The 19,821-nt window shown below is 59.0% G+C and carries 18 protein-coding genes and 1 pseudogene; 9 read left to right on the plus strand and 10 right to left on the minus strand.

All coding sequences use genetic code 11. From position 1 onward, the window contains the following. Positions 1–47: 47 nt before the first annotated feature. The 3 genes from AB9K37_RS17685 to AB9K37_RS17695 are packed head-to-tail and all read right to left on the minus strand — an operon-like array spanning position 48 to position 2,106. A complete protein-coding gene (locus AB9K37_RS17685; protein ID WP_369841209.1) occupies positions 48–572 on the minus strand; it encodes a gamma carbonic anhydrase family protein in 525 nt (174 codons plus the stop codon). Beyond that, a complete protein-coding gene (gmk, locus tag AB9K37_RS17690) occupies positions 569–1,219 on the minus strand; it encodes a guanylate kinase (protein ID WP_369841212.1) in 651 nt (216 codons plus the stop codon). Before gmk ends, AB9K37_RS17685 begins: the two co-directional genes overlap by 4 nt. Then, the gene (locus tag AB9K37_RS17695; protein ID WP_369841215.1) at positions 1,219–2,106 is read right to left on the minus strand and encodes a YicC/YloC family endoribonuclease; all 888 of its coding nucleotides are present in this window, start codon (positions 2,104–2,106) and stop codon (positions 1,219–1,221) included. Before AB9K37_RS17695 ends, gmk begins: the two co-directional genes overlap by 1 nt. 213 nt (positions 2,107–2,319) lie before the next feature. On the opposite strand from AB9K37_RS17695, the gene AB9K37_RS17700 reads away from it, so the two are divergent. After that, positions 2,320–2,910: a PAS domain-containing protein gene (locus tag AB9K37_RS17700; RefSeq protein ID WP_369841218.1), complete on the plus strand. Its 591-nt coding sequence runs from the start codon at positions 2,320–2,322 to the stop codon at positions 2,908–2,910. 13 nt (positions 2,911–2,923) lie between these two features. Here AB9K37_RS17700 and AB9K37_RS17705 read toward each other — a convergent pair whose 3' ends face one another. After that, positions 2,924–4,297: a class II 3-deoxy-7-phosphoheptulonate synthase gene (locus AB9K37_RS17705; protein WP_293707810.1), complete on the minus strand. Its 1,374-nt coding sequence runs from the start codon at positions 4,295–4,297 to the stop codon at positions 2,924–2,926. Between the two features lie 172 nt (positions 4,298–4,469). Here AB9K37_RS17705 and AB9K37_RS17710 point away from each other — a divergent pair, with 172 nt between their 5' ends. Beyond that, positions 4,470–5,495: a GlxA family transcriptional regulator gene (locus tag AB9K37_RS17710; protein WP_369841221.1), complete on the plus strand. Its 1,026-nt coding sequence runs from the start codon at positions 4,470–4,472 to the stop codon at positions 5,493–5,495. 3 nt (positions 5,496–5,498) lie between these two features. Here the strand turns inward: AB9K37_RS17710 and AB9K37_RS17715 are convergent, their stop codons facing one another. After that, positions 5,499–6,563, minus strand: coding sequence for a PQQ-dependent sugar dehydrogenase (locus AB9K37_RS17715; protein WP_369841223.1), 1,065 nt, complete (start codon positions 6,561–6,563; stop codon positions 5,499–5,501). 163 nt (positions 6,564–6,726) lie between these two features. Between AB9K37_RS17715 and AB9K37_RS17720 the strand changes: the two genes are divergently transcribed. The 5 genes and pseudogenes from AB9K37_RS17720 to AB9K37_RS17740 all read left to right on the plus strand — a co-directional run bounded on the left by AB9K37_RS17720 (position 6,727) and on the right by AB9K37_RS17740 (position 11,925). Then, the gene (locus AB9K37_RS17720; RefSeq protein ID WP_369841226.1) at positions 6,727–7,923 is read left to right on the plus strand and encodes an ABC transporter substrate-binding protein; all 1,197 of its coding nucleotides are present in this window, start codon (positions 6,727–6,729) and stop codon (positions 7,921–7,923) included. A gap of 98 nt (positions 7,924–8,021) precedes the next feature. Beyond that, positions 8,022–8,804 carry an ABC transporter ATP-binding protein gene (locus AB9K37_RS17725; RefSeq protein WP_303962728.1) on the plus strand — a complete coding sequence of 261 codons (783 nt, stop codon included), beginning with the start codon at positions 8,022–8,024 and terminating at the stop codon, positions 8,802–8,804. 124 nt (positions 8,805–8,928) lie between these two features. Next, on the plus strand, positions 8,929–9,612 hold the full coding sequence (locus tag AB9K37_RS17730; RefSeq protein WP_369841477.1) for an ABC transporter ATP-binding protein: 684 nt from the start codon (positions 8,929–8,931) through the stop codon (positions 9,610–9,612). 2 nt (positions 9,613–9,614) lie between these two features. Beyond that, a complete protein-coding gene (locus AB9K37_RS17735) occupies positions 9,615–10,625 on the plus strand; it encodes a branched-chain amino acid ABC transporter permease (protein WP_369841229.1) in 1,011 nt (336 codons plus the stop codon). Further along, positions 10,622–11,925: pseudogene (locus AB9K37_RS17740) on the plus strand (branched-chain amino acid ABC transporter permease). The gene AB9K37_RS17735 and the pseudogene AB9K37_RS17740 overlap by 4 nt, the downstream one beginning before the upstream one ends. Positions 11,926–11,977: 52 nt before the next feature. Here the strand turns inward: AB9K37_RS17740 and AB9K37_RS17745 are convergent. Then, positions 11,978–13,516, minus strand: a complete 1,539-nt coding sequence (locus AB9K37_RS17745; protein WP_369841231.1) for a helicase HerA-like domain-containing protein — start codon at positions 13,514–13,516, stop codon at positions 11,978–11,980. Between the two features lie 424 nt (positions 13,517–13,940). On the opposite strand from AB9K37_RS17745, the gene AB9K37_RS17750 reads away from it, so the two are divergent. After that, positions 13,941–14,519: an invasion associated locus B family protein gene (locus tag AB9K37_RS17750; RefSeq protein WP_369841233.1), complete on the plus strand. Its 579-nt coding sequence runs from the start codon at positions 13,941–13,943 to the stop codon at positions 14,517–14,519. Positions 14,520–14,593: 74 nt separating this feature from the next. On the opposite strand, the gene AB9K37_RS17755 is transcribed toward AB9K37_RS17750, so the two are convergent. From AB9K37_RS17755 to AB9K37_RS17770, 4 genes are read right to left on the minus strand one after another with little or no spacing between them, the layout of a single operon-like run. After that, positions 14,594–15,802, minus strand: a complete 1,209-nt coding sequence (locus AB9K37_RS17755) for a beta-ketoacyl synthase (protein ID WP_369841235.1) — start codon at positions 15,800–15,802, stop codon at positions 14,594–14,596. Then, positions 15,799–16,056, minus strand: a complete 258-nt coding sequence (locus tag AB9K37_RS17760; RefSeq protein WP_369841237.1) for an acyl carrier protein — start codon at positions 16,054–16,056, stop codon at positions 15,799–15,801. The genes AB9K37_RS17755 and AB9K37_RS17760 overlap by 4 nt, the downstream gene beginning before the upstream one ends. A gap of 33 nt (positions 16,057–16,089) precedes the next feature. Next, positions 16,090–17,184 carry a UDP-3-O-(3-hydroxymyristoyl)glucosamine N-acyltransferase gene (gene lpxD, locus AB9K37_RS17765; protein ID WP_369841240.1) on the minus strand — a complete coding sequence of 365 codons (1,095 nt, stop codon included), beginning with the start codon at positions 17,182–17,184 and terminating at the stop codon, positions 16,090–16,092. Between the two features lie 32 nt (positions 17,185–17,216). Then, complete coding sequence (locus AB9K37_RS17770) at positions 17,217–18,824, minus strand: murein L,D-transpeptidase (RefSeq protein ID WP_369841243.1); 1,608 nt, start codon at positions 18,822–18,824, stop codon at positions 17,217–17,219. A gap of 292 nt (positions 18,825–19,116) precedes the next feature. Between AB9K37_RS17770 and AB9K37_RS17775 the strand changes: the two genes are divergently transcribed. Continuing rightward, positions 19,117–19,677, plus strand: a complete 561-nt coding sequence (locus tag AB9K37_RS17775; protein WP_369841245.1) for a YcbK family protein — start codon at positions 19,117–19,119, stop codon at positions 19,675–19,677. Positions 19,678–19,821 lie beyond the last annotated feature (144 nt).

Here is a 19,821-nt window from a genome sequence, read left to right on the forward strand (position 1 = left end):
TTGGCGCCAAAAGGATCGGGCAACGCGCGCCGCCCGGTCCGGTTGGATCAGTCGATCTTGGTCATTCCTTGGCGGAACCGGCGCATGTTGTTCTGATAGCCAATGGCGGATTTTTTCAGGCCTTCGATCCCCTCGGGGGTCATCTCGCGGACAACCTTCCCCGGCGCGCCCATGACCAGCGAACCATCGGGGATCACCTTGTTCTCGGTGACCAAAGCCCCTGCCCCGATCAGGCAGTTGTTCCCGATCTTGGCGCCATTCAGGATCGTCGCACCCATGCCAATCAGAGTGTTGTCCCCAATGGTGCAGCCGTGCAGCATCGCCTTGTGGCCAATGGTACAGCCCTCGCCAATCATCAGCGGGTACCCCATGTCGGTGTGCAGCACGCAGTTTTCCTGCACGTTGCTGCCTGCGCCCACACGGATTTCCTCGTTATCGCCGCGCAAGGTGCAACCGAACCAAACCGAGCCGCCCTCCTCGACCACGATCTTGCCAATCAGGTTGGCATCAGGGGCGATCCACGTGTCTTCGGCAATCTCGGGTGAAATTCCGTCCAATGCATATAGTGTCAAATGTCGAGCTCCTCGAATTGGTCCTGAAGGGCGCGGACGTGTTTGACCAGACCGGGCTGTTGCAAGCGGCGCAGGCGGGTGGCGGTCAGGATCGACTTCAGCATTTCTTCGGTCTTATCCAGATCGTCGTTCACCAGCACATAGTCGTAACTGCCCCAGTGGCTGATCTCGTCCCAGCTTTTCTTCATGCGCTTGGTAATGGTGTCGGCGTCGTCCTGATTGCGGCTGATCAGGCGGCGGTGCAATTCAGGGATCGACGGCGGCAGGATAAAGATCGACAGCGTGTGCTGCCCCAGCGCCGAGTTTCGAATTTGCTGCGCGCCCTGCCAATCGATGTCGAACAGCACGTCATTGCCGTCGTCAATCGCAGACTGCACAGGGCCCTTGGGAGAGCCGTAGAAGTTCCCGAACACGTGAGCGTGCTCTAGCATCTCATCGTCGGTGACCATGTGTTTGAAGTCGGTCTCGGTCACGAACTGATAGTCCTTGCCATCCACTTCACCCGGGCGCGGTTTGCGCGTGGTCGCAGAGACCGAAAATGACAGCGTCGGATCCCACGCCATCAGGCGCTTGGCCAAGGTCGATTTGCCCGCACCCGAAGGCGAGGACAGGATAACAAGGAGGCCGCGGCGGGTATCGTGGGGCATTATTCTACGTTCTGAATTTGTTCGCGCATCTGGTCGATGGTGACTTTCATCTCAAGCCCCAGTTCGGTCAGACCGCTGTGTTGCGATTTCGAGCAAAGCGTGTTGGCTTCGCGGTTGAACTCCTGACAAAGGAAGTCGAACTTCCGGCCAATCGGTACATCAGTGGCAACCAACTGGCGCGCGGCAGCTACGTGCGCATCCAGACGGTCCAGTTCCTCGGTCACATCGGATTTGACGGCCAGCATGGCAGCCTCTTGGTGCAGGCGGCCTGCATCAAGTTGCTCTGTCTCCAGCAGGCGCGCCATGCCAGCGCGCAAGACTTCCGCCTGCGCGTCGGCCCGTGCCGGCAGAATGGCACGGATCGAGGTCAGCTGCTCTGCAATGGCATCCAGATGGCGGGTAATCACCGCAGACAGCGCGGCGCCTTCGGCGGCACGGCTGTCGACAAATGCCTGTAGTGCAACGTCAAAATCACCGAGCAAGAGCACACTCAGGGCATCTGTCATCCCGTCATTGCGTGCATCTTCGGACAGGACACCGCGCATCCCAAGCACATCCGCAGCTGAGGTTGCCCCAAGGGCCAATCCGCGATGCGCGGCACGCTCTTGGACCAGCGCCAACAGATCAAGAGTACGGTCCAGATGCTCTGTATCGATTGACGTGCCAGGCGCGTTGCCATCGGCATAAATGCGCAGGCCGATCGTGACATTGCCCCGCGCGATCTCCGCGCCAACACGTTTGCGCATCTCAGCTTCCATTGCGGAACACCAGTCGGGTATCCGGATGCGCAGGTCCAGACCCTTGCCGTTGACGCTGCGCAACTCCCATTGCCAGCGCAGCCCTTCGCCTTGGTTCTCGAGGCTGGCGTATCCGGTAAGTGATTTCATGCTCGTTCCTTTATTCTGGCGCCCAATATGCCTGCCGTAGCCCTGCGTGCAAGGGGTTGGCCCCTTTGCGCGTTAACCGCTTCTTCAGCTTTGGGGGGATTTTGAAAAGAAAATCTGTCAAATTCCCCTCGTAAGCGACGGAAATACCCCGAAACTTCCGTAAGAGTTTTCGGTTCCTTTGCATTAACGATTAGAAGAACAGGAGGCTGCACTATGGGAGTGGTGCTGAGCTTGGCAGATTTCATCAAAGGCGCGCCGCCAAGTGCGCTCAAGGAGATCGGGGATCATTGGCAAAGTCTTCGGGTCGATGGCGCCTTGCCAAAACGCAGCGACCTGTCACCCAAAGACATGAGCGCGCACTTGGACAAAGTGTTTTTGCTAGAGCGCATCGGAACCGGCCATGTTAAATTTCGACTTTGTGGCAGTATGTTATGCGACATTCTTAGCATGGACCTGCGTGGGATGCCATTATCAGCGCTGTTCGAACCGCCCTACCGGGACCAGCTGAGTGGACTCATCGAAGAGTGTTTTCAGCGCCCTGCAATCCTGCACATGTCCCTGTCTGCGGGCTGGTCGGCCAGCGGCAACTATCGCATGGCGCTCTGGCCGATGCTCTCTGACCTTGGCGACGCAAGCCGCGCTCTGGGCTGTCTGGTGGCCGATGATGGCAGCGGCCCGACCAAGCGGTTCCGGCTGGATCATGCCTCGACCGACGCGCTGTGCGGCGGTGATTTGCCCCCTAGAACGAAAAAACCGGCCCCGCTGGGGACCGGTTTCGAATTGATTGACGGAGGGGCGGACTGACCGCCTCTTAACCTTAACTCGCCAACGCGGCGGCTGCCTGCTCTGCATTGCGCTTCGACAGCTCTTCGGCCACGAGGAACGCGAGTTCCAGCGATTGCGATGCGTTCAGGCGCGGGTCGCAAGCGGTGTGGTAGCGATCCGACAGATCCTCGTCGGTGACAGCGCGAACACCGCCGGTGCACTCTGTCACGTCTGCGCCGGTCATCTCGAAATGCACGCCTCCGGGGATGGTGCCCTCGGCCTTGTGGATCGCGAAGAACTCTTTGACCTCGTTCAACACGCTGTTGAAGGCACGGGTCTTGTAGCCGGTCGATGATTTGGTGGTGTTTCCGTGCATCGGGTCACAGGACCAAACGACGTTTGCCCCCTCTTCCTGAACGGCCTTGATCAGGCGCGGCAGGTGATCGCCAACGGCGCCAGCGCCAAAACGCGCGATCAGGGTCAGACGGCCCGCTTCGTTCTGGGGGTTCAGCTTGTTCAGCAGCACCTTCAGATCTTCGGCAGTCGTGGTCGGGCCGCACTTCAGGCCGATCGGGTTCTGAACGCCGCGAAGGAATTCCACATGCGCCCCATCAGGCTGACGGGTACGGTCGCCGATCCACAGCATGTGGCCGGAACCAGCCAGCCATTTGCCGCTGGTCGAATCCACGCGGGTCAGCGCTTCTTCGTACTCAAGCAGCAGGCTCTCGTGGCTGGTGTAGAAATCCACACTCTGCAGGGTGTGCTGCTGGCTGCTGTCCACGCCTGCGGCCTTCATGAAGTCCAGCGCGTCGCTGATGCGGGTCGCCATGGCGCGGTATTTCTCGGCCTTCTCGCCTTCGGTAAAGCCAAGGGTCCAGCTGTGCACTTCGTTAACGTCGGCGTACCCGCCGCTCGAGAACGCGCGCAACAGGTTCAGCGTCGCCGCCGCCTGAGTGTAGGCCTCCAGCATCTTGTTCGGGTTCGGGATGCGCGATTCCGGCGTGAAATCCAGATCGTTGATGATATCGCCACGGTAGCTCGGCAGTTCCACGCCATCCTTGACCTCGGTCGGGGCCGAGCGCGGCTTCGCAAACTGGCCCGCCATGCGGCCGACTTTGACCACGGGCACCTTAGCACCGTAAGTCAGAACCATCGCCATCTGCAGCATTACCTTGAAGGTGTCGCGGATCAGGTCCGCGCTGAACTGCTGGAAGCTCTCTGCGCAATCGCCACCCTGCAGCAGGAACGCTTCGCCGCGGCCCGCTTTGGCCAGCTCGGCCTTCAGCTTGCGGGCCTCTCCGGCAAACACCAAGGGTGGATACGAAGAGAGTTTGGCCTCTGCAGCCGCCAGGGCGGCAGAATCGGTATACTCAGGCATCTGCACTCGGGGCAGGTTGCGCCAGGTCGATTTGCTCCACTCGGTCATCTCTCTCTCCGCTTTTGAGATGTGAAAAGTCGACCCGTCATACATAACCAACAGACTGATGACCATAACCAAATGCCGTAACCTCTTGACGTCAGGTTTCACACCGGTCGAAATGGCTCATCAAAATTCGGCGGCTGTCCAGTCCGCCCCACGCCTATGACGGAGCGCTGGCATGGCCCAGACGGAAAGACTCGTTATCCCGATCGAAAATGCGGGCAACAAACCCAGACATTTTGTCTTTGCCCTTTTGGATCGCTTTACGCTGATGGCCTTCACTTCGGTGGTCGAAGGTCTGCGGATTGCCAACCGTATGGCGGATAAGCAAATCTATACGTGGACGCTCGTTGGCGAAGGCGGCGGTACCGTTACCAGCTCTTCTGGAGTTGAATTCAAGCTGGATGGCGACCTAGAGGACCTGCCCCGCGATTCCACCATTCTGGTGTGCGGCGGCGTGGAGGTTCAGAAGTCGACGACGAAGCGTTTGCTGAACTGGCTGCGCAAAGAAGCGCGCCGCGGCGCGCCCATCGGCGGCCTTTGCACGGCCTCTTATGTTCTGGCCAAGGCGGGCCTGCTGGATGGTAAGCGCGCCACCATCCACTGGGAGAATCAGGACAGCTTCACCGAAGAGTTTGACGAGGTTGATCTGACCAAATCGGTCTTTGTAGTGGACGGAAACCGGATCACAGCGGCTGGCGGAACTGCCTCGATCGACTTGATGCTGAAAATTATTGCAGACGATCACGGCGAAGATTTGTCGAACGCAGTGGCCGACCAGCTGATCTACAGCTCGATCCGGACCGACCGCGACACCCAGCGCCTTTCGATCCCCACCCGCATCGGCGTGCGCCACCCGAAGCTGTCGCAAGTCATCCAGATGATGGAACAAAATATCGAGGAGCCCATCAGCCCCGCGATTCTCGCCAAGGATGTGGGCATGTCCACGCGTCAGCTCGAACGACTGTTCCGCCGCTATCTGAACCGCAGCCCCAAGCGCTATTACATGGAACTGCGACTGTCCAAGGCCCGCAACCTGCTGATGCAAACCGACATGAGCGTGATTAACGTGGCGCTGGCCTGCGGCTTTGCCAGCCCCTCGCATTTCTCCAAGTGCTATCGCGCGCACTACGAAACCACGCCCTATCGCGAACGCGGCAGCCAAGGCACGCGCCGCAACGAAGAGCCCGCAGATCTGGAATAATCATTAGGGATCAAGCCGATAGAGCGCTCCGTTAATTTCTGAAAGAAAATAGATCGCACCATCCGGCCCCTCGACCACGTCGCGCACGCGCATGGTTTCGGGGGTCTGGATGCGCTCGACCTCTTGCATCGTGTCTGCATCAACGCGGGCGATCATGTCGAACTTCAGCGACCCGACGAGGAAGTCGCCCTTCCATTCGTCATTCAGTGCACCGCTGTAAATTGCCATCCCGCTGGGGGCGATAGAGGGGTCCCAGTAGAACTCGGGCTGCTCCATGCCGTCTTTGGCAGTGCCCTCGCCGATTCTGGCCCCGCTATAGTGGCGGCCATAGGAAATGACCGGCCAACCGTAGTTTGCACCGCGCTTGATCCGGTTAATCTCGTCGCCACCCCGCGCGCCGTGTTCATCCACCCACAGATTGCCTAGCGCATCCAGCGCCGCGCCCTGCGGATTACGATGTCCGTAACTGTAGATTTCCGGCTGTGCCCCCGATTGCCCGACAAAGGGATTGTCCTCTGGAACCGAGCCGTCCCTATTGATCCGAATGACGCTTCCATTGTGACGGTTCAAATCTTGCGCCAGATCCGCATCGCCACGTTCGCCAATCGTCATGAAAAGCCTCCCATCGGTGGCTTCGACAATCCGGCTGCCAAAGTGGTTCCCGCCGCTGCTTCCTGCGGTCATCACAAACAGGTCGCGCACATCCGTGAGCTCGGTCGCGCCGTCTGCCAGAATACCCCGCGCCAGCGCCGTTCCTTGACCGCTTGATAAATTCTTGGCGTAGCTTAGAAAAATCTCACGGCTCTGGGCAAAGTCCCTCGGGACCATGACATCCAATAGCCCGCCCTGCCCGATCTCGCGGATTTGAGGCAACCCGCCGATGCGCGTTGCGCTGCCACCCGACAGCAGGATCAGCTCTCCCGCCTTTTCGGTGACCAGAATGCCGCCATCGGGCAGAAAACCCACAGCCCATGGCGCATCAAAACCGCGCGCTACTGGTTTAATCTCGGGTGCGGCATGGGCGGCCCCCGCAAGGCAAATCGTCAAAGCTAAAATGGATCGGCGCATAGTGTCCTCCTTTACGTAAGACCTAGCATGGCTGAACGGTCTCTGGGCTGACGATTGCGTGTATCAGCGGGTCAGGTGTTGCCATCGCTTCACCTCTTTCTTTTTCCACAAAGCCGTCCTAGGCTTCGCACCGGACAACGCGTTCCAACTGGGAGAAAAATCAATGAAAAAGCTTCTGCTGGCCACTGCGGCCACCGCTCTGACCGCAGGTGCGGCGATGGCCGAAGGCCACGGCGAAACTGTCAAAATGGGCGTTATTCTGGGCTTTACCGGGCCTATCGAATCCCTGACCCCCGCGATGGCAGACTCGGCCGAACTCGCGATGAAAGAAATCAACGATGCCGGCGGTCTGCTGGGTGGCAAGATGCTCGAGGCTGTGCGCGCAGATTCGACCTGTGTTGATGCAGCGGGCGCAACCGCAGCCGCTGAACGCCTGATCACCTCGGATGGTGTGGCCGCGATCATGGGCGCTGACTGCTCTGGCGTAACCGGCGCGATCCTGACCAACGTGGCCGTGCCCAATGGCATCGTCATGGTCTCGCCCTCGGCGACCAGCCCCGGTCTGTCGACCGTCGAAGACAACGACCTGTTCTTCCGCACCGCACCGTCGGACGCGCGTCAGGGCGTCGTTCTGTCCGACATCCTGATGGACAAAGACATTCAGGAAGTCGCCGTCACCTACACCAACAACGACTACGGCAAGGGCCTGAGCGATAGCTTTATCGCAGCCTACGAAGAAGCCGGCGGCAGCGTCACCATCAACGCACCCCACGAAGATGGCAAGGCTGACTACTCGGCCGAAGTTGGCGCTTTGGCCTCGGCGGGTGGCGACGTTCTGGTCGTGCTGGGCTACACTGACCAAGGCGGCCGCGGCGTGATCCAAGGCGCGCTCGACACCGGTGCATTCGACACCTTCATGCTGGGTGACGGCATGTACGGCGACCAGCTGGTTGCTGATCTGGGTGACGACATGGAAGGCTCGTTCGGTGCGGTTCCGTGGTCCGAAGGCGAAGGCACAAACGCGTTCGCTGCAATGGCTGAGGGCGCAGGCATCAACCCCGAAGGCGCCTACACCCGCGAAAGCTATGACGCAGCAGCCCTGATCGCTCTGGCGATGGCAGCAGGCGGCGAGGCCACCTCGGCGGCGGCAGCGTCCAAGATGCTGGACGTTGCAAACGCCCCCGGTGAGCCCATCCTGCCCGGCGAACTTGGCAAAGCGCTCGAGATCCTCGCCAGTGGCGGTGACGTCGACTACGTCGGCGCAACCAACGTCGAACTGATCGGCCCCGGCGAAGCGGCTGGCACCTACCGCGAGTATGTGATCACCGGCAGCGCGTACGAGACCGAGAACATCCGCTAAACGTGACCTGACGTTACACTGCACAGCCCGGCTTGTCCGGGCTGTGCTTTTATGACAAAGCGCCAACGCTTGAATAAAAAGCACGGAGAAAACACACCGTGATACGGGTTGAAAACCTGCACAGACATTTCGGCGGCTTTCGCGCGGTGGATGGGGCCACGCTAGAGATTGCCAAAGGGTCGATTACCGGATTGGTCGGGCCAAACGGCGCGGGCAAGTCCACCTTGTTTAACGTCATCGCTGGCGCACTGCCCCCGACGTCGGGCAAAGTCTACTTGGATGGCGAGGACATCACCGGTCTGCCGCCCCACGAATTATTCGCCAAGGGGCTGCTTCGGACGTTCCAGATTGCCCACGAGTTCAGTTCAATGACCGTGCGTGAGAACCTGATGATGGTCCCGCCTGCGCAAACGGGCGAAAACCTGTGGAACAGCTGGTTCCAGCGCGGCAAGATTGCCCGCGAGGAAGAAGCCCTGCGCCGCAAGGCCGACGAGGTTCTGGAGTTCCTGACCATCACCCACGTTGCCGATGAAAAGGCGGGCAACCTGTCGGGCGGTCAGAAGAAGCTGCTGGAACTCGGCCGCACCATGATGGTCGACGCCAAGATCGTATTTCTGGACGAGGTCGGCGCGGGCGTGAACCGCACTCTGCTGAACACCATCGGCGACGCGATCATCCGGCTGAATCAGGAAAAGGGCTATACCTTCTGCGTGATTGAACATGACATGGATTTCATCGGGCGCCTTTGTGACCCCGTGATCGTCATGGCCGAGGGCAAGAAGCTGGCTGAAGGCACGATCGACGAGATCAAGTCCAATGAACAGGTGATCGAGGCCTATCTGGGCACGGGCCTGAAGAACAAAGATCAGGTGGGCGCATGAGCGGCTGGCGTAGCTGGGGGGCCGTCCGCCCCCCGTCGATGCGCGGCATCGACTCCCCCCGAGAGTATTTTAGCAAAGATGAAAGGGGCGCGTTGTGACTTCGTCCTTTTTGAGTGCGACCGACATGGTTGGTGGCTACGGGCGCGGGCCGGACATTTTGCAAGGAGTGACGATCGAGGTGGATCGCGGCGAGATTGCTGTGATCGTCGGCCCGAACGGCGCAGGCAAATCGACCGCGATGAAGGCTGTGTTCGGCATGCTGAACGTGCATTCCGGATCAGTTATGTTCGACGGTGAGGATATTCGCACCCTGACGCCGCAGGCCCGCGTGGCCAAGGGCATGGGTTTTGTCCCGCAGACGCACAACATCTTTACGTCTATGAGTGTGGAAGAGAACCTCGAGATGGGGGCTTTTCTGCGCAAGGATGATTTCGCGGACACCATGGAGCAGGTGTATGATCTGTTCCCCATCCTGAAAGAGAAGCGCAACCAGCATGCGGGTGAGCTGTCCGGCGGTCAGCGTCAGCAGGTGGCCGTGGGCCGCGCGCTGATGACCCAGCCCAAGCTCTTGATGCTGGACGAGCCGACCGCAGGTGTGAGCCCGATCGTGATGGACGAGCTTTTTGACCGGATCATCGAAGTCGCGCGCACGGGTATTTCCATTCTGATGGTGGAACAGAACGCCCGACAAGCGCTTGAAATCGCGGACAAAGGCTATGTTCTGGTGCAGGGCGCGAATGCCCATACCGGTACGGGCAAGGAATTGTTGGCCGATCCGCAAGTCCGTAAATCTTTCTTGGGGGGCTGAGGATGGAACTCCTGAATACACTCGTCCTGCTCGCGAATTTCGTGTTCGTGCCCGCCATTGCCTATGGCAGCCAGTTGGCGCTCGGGGCGTTGGGGGTCACGCTGATCTACGGCATTCTGCGGTTCTCGAACTTTGCCCACGGGGACACCATGGCGTTTGGCACGATGGTGACGGTACTGGTGACGTGGCTGCTGCAAAGCTTGGGTGTCTCGCTTGGGCCGCTGCCCACGGCGCTGTTGGCCCTGCCCTTTGGCATCGCGGTGACCGCTGCGCTGGTTCTGTGGACGGACCGCGTGGTCTACAAATTCTACCGCAAACAGAAGGCCAAGCCGGTCATTCTGGTGATCGTGTCCATGGGCGTGATGTTCGTGATGAATGGTCTGGTGCGTTTTATCATCGGGCCCGATGACCAGCGGTTTGCGGATGGTGAACGCTTCATCATCGGCGCGCGGGATTTCAAGAAGATGACCGGCCTGGACGAAGGCTTAGCGATCAAGACCTCTCAGGGTTTGACCGTTGTGACAGCCGTGCTGGTGGTCGCCGCGCTGTTCTGGTTCCTGAACCACACGCGAACAGGCAAATCCATGCGCGCCTATTCCGACAACGAAGATCTGGCATTACTGTCCGGTATTAACCCTGAACGGGTGGTTGCCGTGACGTGGATCCTCGTGGCGGCTTTGGCCACGGTCGCAGGTGTGCTCTATGGCCTCGACAAGAGCTTCAAACCCTTCACGTATTTCCAGCTTCTGCTGCCGATCTTTGCTTCTGCCATTGTGGGCGGCTTGGGCAGTCCTTTGGGCGCGATCGCGGGTGGTTTTGTCATCGCGTTTTCCGAAGTGACCATTACCTATGCTTGGAAAAAGGCCGCGGGTTACATCCTGCCTGAATCGCTGGCGCCCGATGGGCTGCTGCAGCTGTTGGCGGTCGATTACAAATTCGCTGTCAGCTTTGTAATTCTGGTTGTGGTGCTGCTTTTCAAGCCCACCGGCCTGTTCAAGGGGAAATCGGTATGAACGACACCGTGAAAACAACCGCGCTGTTCGGTCTGGTGGCGGTGCTGATCCTTGGCACCGGCTTTTTCCAAAGCTGGAACTCGGCGCTTGGCATTCTGAACATGGGTCTGATCAGCGCGATCATGGCGATGGGCGTGAACCTGCAATGGGGCTTTGCGGGCCTGTTTAACGTCGGGATCATGGGATTTGTCGGGCTTGGCGGTCTGGCGACTGTGCTTGTGTCGATGCCGCCCGTGCCAGCCGCTTGGGCTGCTGGGGGCGTCAGCATCTGGGTCGCACTTCTGGTTGGGGCGCTGTCTTTGGCGGCTGTGATCTTGGTGCGCTCGCGCATGCCCCAAGGCAACCTGCGCGCCGTCGTGACTTGGGTTCTGCTGATCGCAGGGTTTGCCATCTACCGCAGCCTGTTTGATCCTGCGCGCGACGCCATTGAAAAGGTGAACCCCGCCCTAGAGGGATACCTCGGCGGCCTTGGCCTGCCCGTTCTGCTGGCGTGGCCTGTGGGCGGTTTGCTGGCTGCGGGCGCGGCGTGGATTATCGGCAAAACCGCTTTGGGTCTGCGCAGCGACTATCTGGCCATCGCGACGCTTGGCATTGCCGAGATCATCATCGCGATCATGAAGAACGAAGACTGGCTGGCGCGCGGCGTGAAAAACGTAAACGGTCTGCCGCGTCCGCTGCCCTACGAGATTGATTTGCAAGCCGATCCGTCCTTTGTGGAAAAGGCAGCGTCGTTCGGGCTGGACCAGTGACCGCGTCGACCCTTTACGTCAAGCTGGGGTATAGCGTTCTATTCACCATCGTTCTGCTGATCATCCTGTTCCTGATGCAGCGCTCTTTGCACAGCCCTTGGGGACGGATGATGCGCGCGATCCGCGATAACGAAGACGCCGCCCGCGCGATGGGCAAGAACGTGACCCGTCGCCATTTGCAAATCTTCATCCTCGGCTCTGCGATCTGCGGCTTGGCGGGTGCGATGATGACCACGCTGGACGGACAGTTGACACCGGGCACCTATCAGCCCCTGCGCTACACTTTCCTGATTTGGGTGATGGTGATCGTAGGCGGGTCGGGCAACAACCTGGGCGCGGTGCTCGGGGGCTTCCTGATTTGGTTCCTCTGGGTTCAGGTCGAACCCTTTGGCCGCTGGCTGATGGAACTCGTGACAGCAGGCATGGAGCCTGGCAATGCTCTGCGCGAACACCTGCTGGCATCCGCTGCGCATATGCGTTTGCTGACCATGGGGCTTGTGATGCTGGTGATGCTCAGGTTTAGCCCGCGCGGCTTGCTGCCTGAGAAATAAGGTACAAGGGCGCTCTGATCAGAGCGCCCTTTCTCTTTTCAGTACCTGCGGTCTAGCGGGCTTTGAACAGCCCGCCAAGGATACCGCGGACAATCCGCCGCCCCGTGGTGCCCTTCAGTTCTTTGACCAGAGCCTCTGTCAGCGCGCCGCTAAAGCTGTCATCACGGCTCATGCGCTTGGACGTTGAACGGCTGACCCGCGATCCCGTATAGCGCCGCGCAGTGCGGTATTCCCGCTCTTGAGCTTCGACCTGCTCTTCTTGGGCCTCGGCCTGTGCTGCAGCCGCCGCCGCGGCGTCCGCCCGCTTGGTCAGGATTTCATGGGCGCTCTCGCGGTCCACGGCTTGATCGTATTTGGCCGACATGGGGGACGCGGCAATCAGCGCGCCACGCTCCGCCACGGTCAAGGGTCCGATGCGCGAAGACGGCGGACGGATCAATGTGCGCTCCGACATCCCCGGCACACCCTTTTTCTCCAGAAACGAAGTCACCGCCTCGCCGACTCCGACCTCGCGGATCGCTTCTTCGACGCAAAAGGCTGGGTTCTCGCGATAGGTCTCGGCGGCCAACTTCAGGTTCTTTTTGTCCCGCGCCGTAAAGGCGCGCAGCGCGTGCTGGATGCGGTTGCCAAGCTGGCCCAGAATATCCTCGGGGATGTCCGCCGGATGCTGGGTGATAAAGTACACCCCGACCCCTTTGGAGCGGATCAGACGCGCCACCTGCTCGACCTTGTCCACCAGCGCCTTGGGCGTGCCGTCGAACAGAAGATGCGCCTCGTCGAAAAAGAACACCAGCTTTGGCTTGTCCGGATCGCCGACCTCTGGCAGCTCTTCGAAGAGTTCTGACAACAGCCAGAACAAGAACGTCGCATAGAGGCGCGGCGCCTGCATCAAGCGGTCAGAGGCCAGAATGTTGACCGCGCCGCGCCCCGTGTCATCCACGCGCATCAGATCAGCTAGTTCCAGCGCAGGCTCGCCAAAGAAGCCAGACGCGCCCTCATTCTCGAGCATTAGAATAGACCGCTGGATCGCGCCGACACTCGCCGGAGAGATGTTGCCGTACCGCATGGAAATCTCTGACCGGTTGTCCCCAAGCCAAACCAGCATCGTCCGCAGATCGTCCAAGTCCAGCAGCGGCAACCCTTGCTCGTCTGCAATGCGAAACGCGATGTTCAGCACGCCCTCTTGCACCTCGGTCAAGTCAAGCATCCGCGACAGCAGCAATGGGCCCATCTCGGCCACGGTGGCGCGCACGGGGTGACCTTGCTGCCCCCACAGGTCCCAGAATGTGACGGGTGCCGCGCTGTAGGTCAGGTCGAGCCCGATTTTCTGCGCGCGTTCCATGAACGGTGCATGCAATTTGTGCGTTTCCGCCCCCGCCGCGCCAAGGCCGGACAAGTCGCCTTTGACGTCCGACACAAAGACCGGAACACCGGCATCAGAAAAGGCCTGCGCCAGAATCTGCACGGTCACAGTCTTGCCCGTGCCTGTCGCGCCAGCAATCAATCCGTGTCTGTTTGCGTATTTGAGAACCAGGTGTTGCGCATCACCATGTTCTAAACCTCCACCACCAACAAAAATGCCGTCCGTCATCGCGAAACCCCCTTGAGTACGCCATGACAATACCGCGTTAACGCCTCACTGCCACCATCAGGTTTGTGTCGTGTTAAAGGACACTTTTCCTCCCTGTTGAACTGGCCGCGCCCTTGAAAAGGCGCGGTTTTTTTTGTTCCGACCCATCTCGATTCAGATTGTTGCAGATAACTGAAGTTTATCGGTTGACGATCTCCGGCGGAGTTCGTAGCGTTCGGTCAATTACTAAGTCGGCCAGTCCGACAGGGAGCAAAAAATGGAAAGGAGGCCTTGTGCCTCCTTTTCGATTCATTGCTTAGGAAGCGTCGCCTGATCTACAGGCAGATCCCCGCCTTCACGAAGAATTTGATGAAATCCGGACTGCCATCAGTGGTAGAGCCATGATAGGCCCTTTCCCGAACAAGCCTAATGAATGGGGAAGACAATGCCCAAAACCTATCTGAGCCTGACCCTCGCTGCCGTTCTGACCCTTGGGACGCACGCCCTCGCACAAGAAGCCGAGGCGCCCTCGAGCGATGTCGATCTCGGGACCGAGGTTGCTCAGGACGGAAACGCGCTGGGGACGACCTATGAAGCCGAAAAGAGCGGCGACTGGACCATCCGCTGCCTGCGCACTGACGCAGACCAAGACCCCTGCGAGATGAACCAGATGCTGAACGATCAGGACGGGAACGCTGTGGCTGAAGTCAGCCTGTTCAAGCTCCCCGATGGTCAGGCCGCCGTTGCGGGTGCAACCATCGCGACCCCTCTGGAGACCCTGCTGACAGAACAGCTGATGATTTCGGTCGATGGTGGCGCGGCCAAGAAATACCCCTTCCGCTTCTGTACCGCGCAAGGGTGTTTTGCCCAGATCGGTTTCACCGCAGCGGAATTGGACGGATTCAAAAAGGGCAGCGCCGCGAATATCGTGATCGTGCCGCGAGTTGCTCCTGATCAGAAGGTCACTCTGAGCATGTCGCTGTCCGGCTTCACCAAAGCATTTGATACGATCCCGGCACGTTAAAGTCCCGTGATCACGGCAAGACCGCCAAAGGCCGCCCTATGCAGGCGGCCTTTTTCATGAGCAATGCTGCGATGTCAGTGTTTGCGCAGCGCGAGCACAGCGTTCAGTCCACCGAACGCAAACGCATTCGACAAAACGACTTCAACCTCAGCGTCTCGCGCCTCATTCGGCACCACATCAAGCGCGCATTCAGGATCGGGCTCTTCGTACCCGATTGTCGGCGCGATCACCCCGTCGCGCAAAGCCATAATGCAGGCCAAAAGTTCCACAGCACCGGTGCCGCCGATCAAGTGGCCATGCATGGATTTGGTCGAAGAAATCATCAACTCGTCCGCGTGATGGCCAAAGACATCCGCCACCGCAGCGCATTCGGTTTTGTCATTCGCTGCCGTGCCGGTGCCGTGAGCATTGATGTAGCCGACCTGCGATTTGTCGATTTTTCCATCCACCAAGGCGCCCGAAATCGCTCGCGCAGCCCCCTGCTTGGACGGCATGACGATGTCGCCTGCATCAGAAGTCATCGCGAACCCACTGACTTCACACAGAATTTCCGCGCCGCGCTTTTTGGCGTGCTCGTATTCCTCGAACACGAAAATCGCTGCACCTTCGCCTTGGACCATGCCGTTGCGGTTGGCCGAGAAAGGACGGCAGGCGTCTTTGGACATAACACGCAGGCCTTCCCACGCTTTTAGTCCACCAAAGCACAACATCGATTCCGAGCCGCCTGTGATCATCACATCCGACATCCCTGCGCGCACCATGTGAAAGGCTTGGCCCATCGCGTGGTTCGAACTCGCACAGGCAGTCGCGACGGTGTAGGACGGCCCTTTCAGGTTATGGGCCATCGAGACATGGCTGGCCGCAGCGTTGTTCATCAACTTGGGCACGACAAAGGGGTGAACGCGGTTCTTGCCCTCTTCGTACACCGTCCGGTAATTTTCGTCCGAAGTTTGCAGCCCGCCCCCAGCAGTCCCGAGTACGACGCCTGACCGTGCCGCCAAGTCGCCAGTAAAGGTCAAGCCGGATTGTTTCAGCGCCTCTTCGGCAGCAATCATAGCAAATTGCGTGTAGCGATCGTACAGAGCGATTTGCTGGCGGTTCCAACGGTCCTCGGGATGGTAGTCCAGAATTTGGCCACCGATGCGGATGGCCAGACGATCCAGATCACGGATGTCCAGCTCGGCGATCCCGCAACGCCCTTCGCGCATGGATTCTAAGGTTTTGGGCACATCGGCCCCCAGCGGATTGATCGTACCCGCGCCGGTGATGACGACGCGTCTCACGACTGCTCCGCGACCAGTTTTTCAACAGCGTCCACGATCGCGCGGACCGAGCTGATGTCGAAGTCGCTTTCCGAGGGATCGTTGGCGTTGAATGGAACCGAGATATCAAAGGCTTCTTCGATGGCAAAAATGCTCTCGACCAGACCCATGCTGTCGATTCCAAGGTCCTCTAGGGTGCTATCCATGGTCACATCCGACGGCTCCAGAACGGCCTGTTCGGCGATGATTGCGATAACTTTATCCTTCACGGTCATGGGTTTACCCTTCTCGTTGGCTTTTTTGGCGATTTAGCCACTTAACCCGTCTTTTGAAACAGTTTTCTTAAGCTCCGCGAATTCCCGCAGGAGACGCGGCAATCTGCGCAGGGCTTTGTATGTCTCGACGTGGGTGTCCATCTTGACCGCCGGATAGCCGAGCATAGCACGACCCGCAGGAACGTTCGACAAAACTGCCGAGGCCGCGCCGATCACCACGTTGTCGCCAATCTTGATGTTGTCCGCGACGCCTGATTTGCCGCCAAGCACACAGTTGTTTCCGATCACGGTCGACCCCGCCACTGCAGCCTGCGCACACAGCAAACAGTCCGTGCCGATGACGACGTTGTGGCCCACCTGAACAAGGTTATCGATCTTGGTGCCACTGCCCACGCGGGTTGCGCGCACGGACCCTTGGTCAATGGTCGAGTTCGCGCCAACCTCAACGTCGTCGCCGATTTCGACCCCGCCTAGGGAATGGATGCGCGCCCACGCCTGCGCACGGGTCCCGCTGCTGTCACCAAGGGTATCGCGAACCTGTTCGACCGCCGACTTTTCGGGCGTGACAAAGGAGAAGCCGTCCCCCCCGATCACCACGTTTCCGTGCAGGATCAGACGATCGCCAATCCGCGTATCGGCCATGATGCGGACACCAGGATGGATCAGAGCGTCAGCGCCGATCGACACGCGCGGCGCAATGGTGACGTGGCTGGCGATGACGGCGTTGTCTCCGATCACCGAACCGGCACCAATAATAGAGAATGGCCCGACGCTGGCATCCGCGCCGATCTGCGCAGTCGGGTCAATGATCGCTGTGGGGTGAATGCCGAGTGCATAGCCCTGCCCTGCGTCCATCATGGCGGACAGCTTGGACATGCCATACCGCGGTCGGTCCATGAGGATCGCGCCCTTCAGACCATAGCTTTGCCAATCCGCGCCCTGCCAAAGCAACGCCGCCTGAGCAGCGCCCGCTGAAATCTGGTCCGCAAATTCGGGTTTCATGGCCAGCGCCAAATCCGCTGCAGTGGCCGACGCGGGTTCTGCAACCCGCGTGATGGTCAAAGAGCCGTCGCCCTGAGCGTCCACGCCCAAGGCGGCGGCGATTTCGGCAAGAGTAAAGGTCGTCATTCAGTGCCTCCCGGCCTAGTCCGGGATTTGATCTAGCCCTGAATGCCGCGCAGTACCACCCCCCGCTGCTGCAATGCCTGCCAGATCGCGGCGTCGCGCCCATAGACATCGCGGCGGTATTGCACGTGTCCTTTGGCGGACGTGAATGCGGTCCTATATATAATGTGTACAGGAACATGCTCTTTCAGTGGCACTGTCGTCTCGCGGCCCGTGCTCAGAACGCTCTGGAAGTAGCCCTGCGGGTCGGCTTCCTGCTTGGCTAGCAAGGCGTAGGCGAAGTCAAAGGGCTTGTGCAGACGCACGCAGCCATGGGAATAGGCCCGTACTTCGCGCCCAAACAGGCTCTTTGCCGGAGTATCATGAAGATAGATATTATAGGGGTTCGGGAACATGAATTTCACCAGCCCCAGCGCATTGCCCTGGCTCGGCGGCTCCTTCAAGCGGAAGGGGAAGGTCTTGCCCGAGTACTGAGCAAAGTTCACAGCCGAACGTGGAACAACGCGGCCACGGTTGTCGATCAGGTTCAGATGACCCACCGCATTGGGGTTTTTCTGGAGCATCGGAAGATACTCTTTGACCGTAATCGAGCGCGGCACATTCCAAGTCGGATTGATGACCATATGCTCCATGACGTCGCTGAACTCGGGGGTCCGGCGGTCCAAGGATTTTGCACCAACAACTGAACGGGTCTCAAAGGTGACTTTGTCGTTGTCGATGATTTTTGCGGTAAAGTCGGTCAGGTTCACCAGAACATGGCGCGCGCCCCGCTCCTTGTTCAACCAACGCTCGCGCTCCATGGCAACGATGACCGACGCCAGACGTTGGGCCGCGGATTTATTGACCTCGTCCACCGTCGCAGGGCCCGCCACTCCGTCTACGGTCAGACCATGGTCACGCTGGAAGATCTGCACGGCCTGCTGCATCTTGGCATCATAGGTCGCAGAGGCGCTCCGCTCCATGTAGCCCATGGCCTGCAACCGGTTGCGCAGGATTGCCACCGAATTGCCAGATGCGCCGGGCTTGAGGGCACCGGGGACTTTTTGCCCCCAATCGCCCAAACCAACCTGACGTTCGAGATCGGCTTTGACACCAAACAAACGGTTATATTCCTGTGTTTGCGGCGCCAGCGCACGGAAGAAACCACGCGGAGAGGACTTCGCAACAGCGGTTAGGTAAGACAAACGATTGCGATAGGGAATCTCTCGCACGATCAGCGAGTCGACCCGGCGCGGCACCAGCACACCGGTCTGAAGGTCCTGAGCATACCTCAAAAAAGTCTCACTGACTTTTACTTCAGCATAACCGACCTCCCGGGCCGTCTTGGCAGAAGAGATTACAGATCGAAGCCCGACGGGGTCATAAGCCGATGTCGGCAGACCATGATTGCCACTGTCTTCCAGCGCCTCGAAAAGAGCTTGCAACCGGCGCGCATTTTTGCCGCGCCCGATCCAAATCGGATCAAAGTCCGCTTGACGGTAATACGCCGCGATATCTTCGTCTGAGGCAGAAGCTTCGGCGATGGCTTGTTTTATTGCGGCACTCTGCGCATGGGCCGGAACAGCCAACCCAGAAAACACAATCGCAAGAGCAGCCACGAATAGCTGCACACGCACAAGTTTTTTCGCCAATAGCGATAGCATGGCATGTCCTTTGCAGTTCTGAAATTGTTCACACTTAATCTCGGTGTCGTGACAGCCTTTGTCTATTCACAAAAGGACCAAACGTCATGGGGCCACAGGATTAACGGTTACTTGTATACTTTGGGTCACAATAGAGAGAGTTTGAGCGAAAAAATGCCAATGGGCGCTATCAGGATGGAACCAAATTGAATCCAAGCTTGGTCAAGATCGGTAACTATGCCATAAAAAGCGCACATCTGGGGATGGATGAAAAATCCGCGAAACGCGGAACAAAATGAATGGGACAGGCATAATGACGATCACGAATGTGACTCGCCGTGGGTTGCTTCAGGCTTTTGCTGCGACTGCTGTCGCTGCTGCGCCCACCTACTCGAACGCGTTCGGTCTACTGCGTGGTGCGGGTGATATCCGCCGCGTGCAAATGTATTCTGGCCGGACTGGGGAAAAAGTGAACACGATCTACTGGGTCGACGGGGAGTACGTCCCTGACGCGCTGGCAGAGATCAATTACTTCATGCGCGACTGGCGTACGAATGAAACCAAGAACATTGATGCCCGTACAGTGGACATCATGTCAGCGGCCCACCGTCTGATGGACGTGAGCGAGCCCTACATGATGCTGTCGGGCTACCGCAGCCCCAAAACCAACAACATGCTGCGTTCGCGCTCTTCGGGTGTCGCGAAAAACTCGCTTCACATGCGCGGTCAAGCGGCGGACCTGCGCCTCGCTTCGCGTTCGGTCGGCCAGATGGCCAAAGCGGCCGCAGCCTGCAAAGCAGGCGGTGTTGGTAAATACAGCCGCTCGAACTTTGTGCACATGGATTGCGGGCAAGTCCGCAGCTGGGGCAGCTAAGCCCCTTTACCTTTGCTCTGCCAATAGAATGAAGCCGCCCTTTGAGGCGGCTTTTTTCATTTTTTTGTGACTGCGCCGCGGACGCTGTCACAATATCTTTGCCTTTCTGTCACAAATGCTAATTTCTTATGAGATAAGAGTTTT

It is taken from the genome of Donghicola sp. XS_ASV15 (assembly GCF_041224595.1).
In the GTDB taxonomy this organism is placed as follows: domain Bacteria; phylum Pseudomonadota; class Alphaproteobacteria; order Rhodobacterales; family Rhodobacteraceae; genus Donghicola.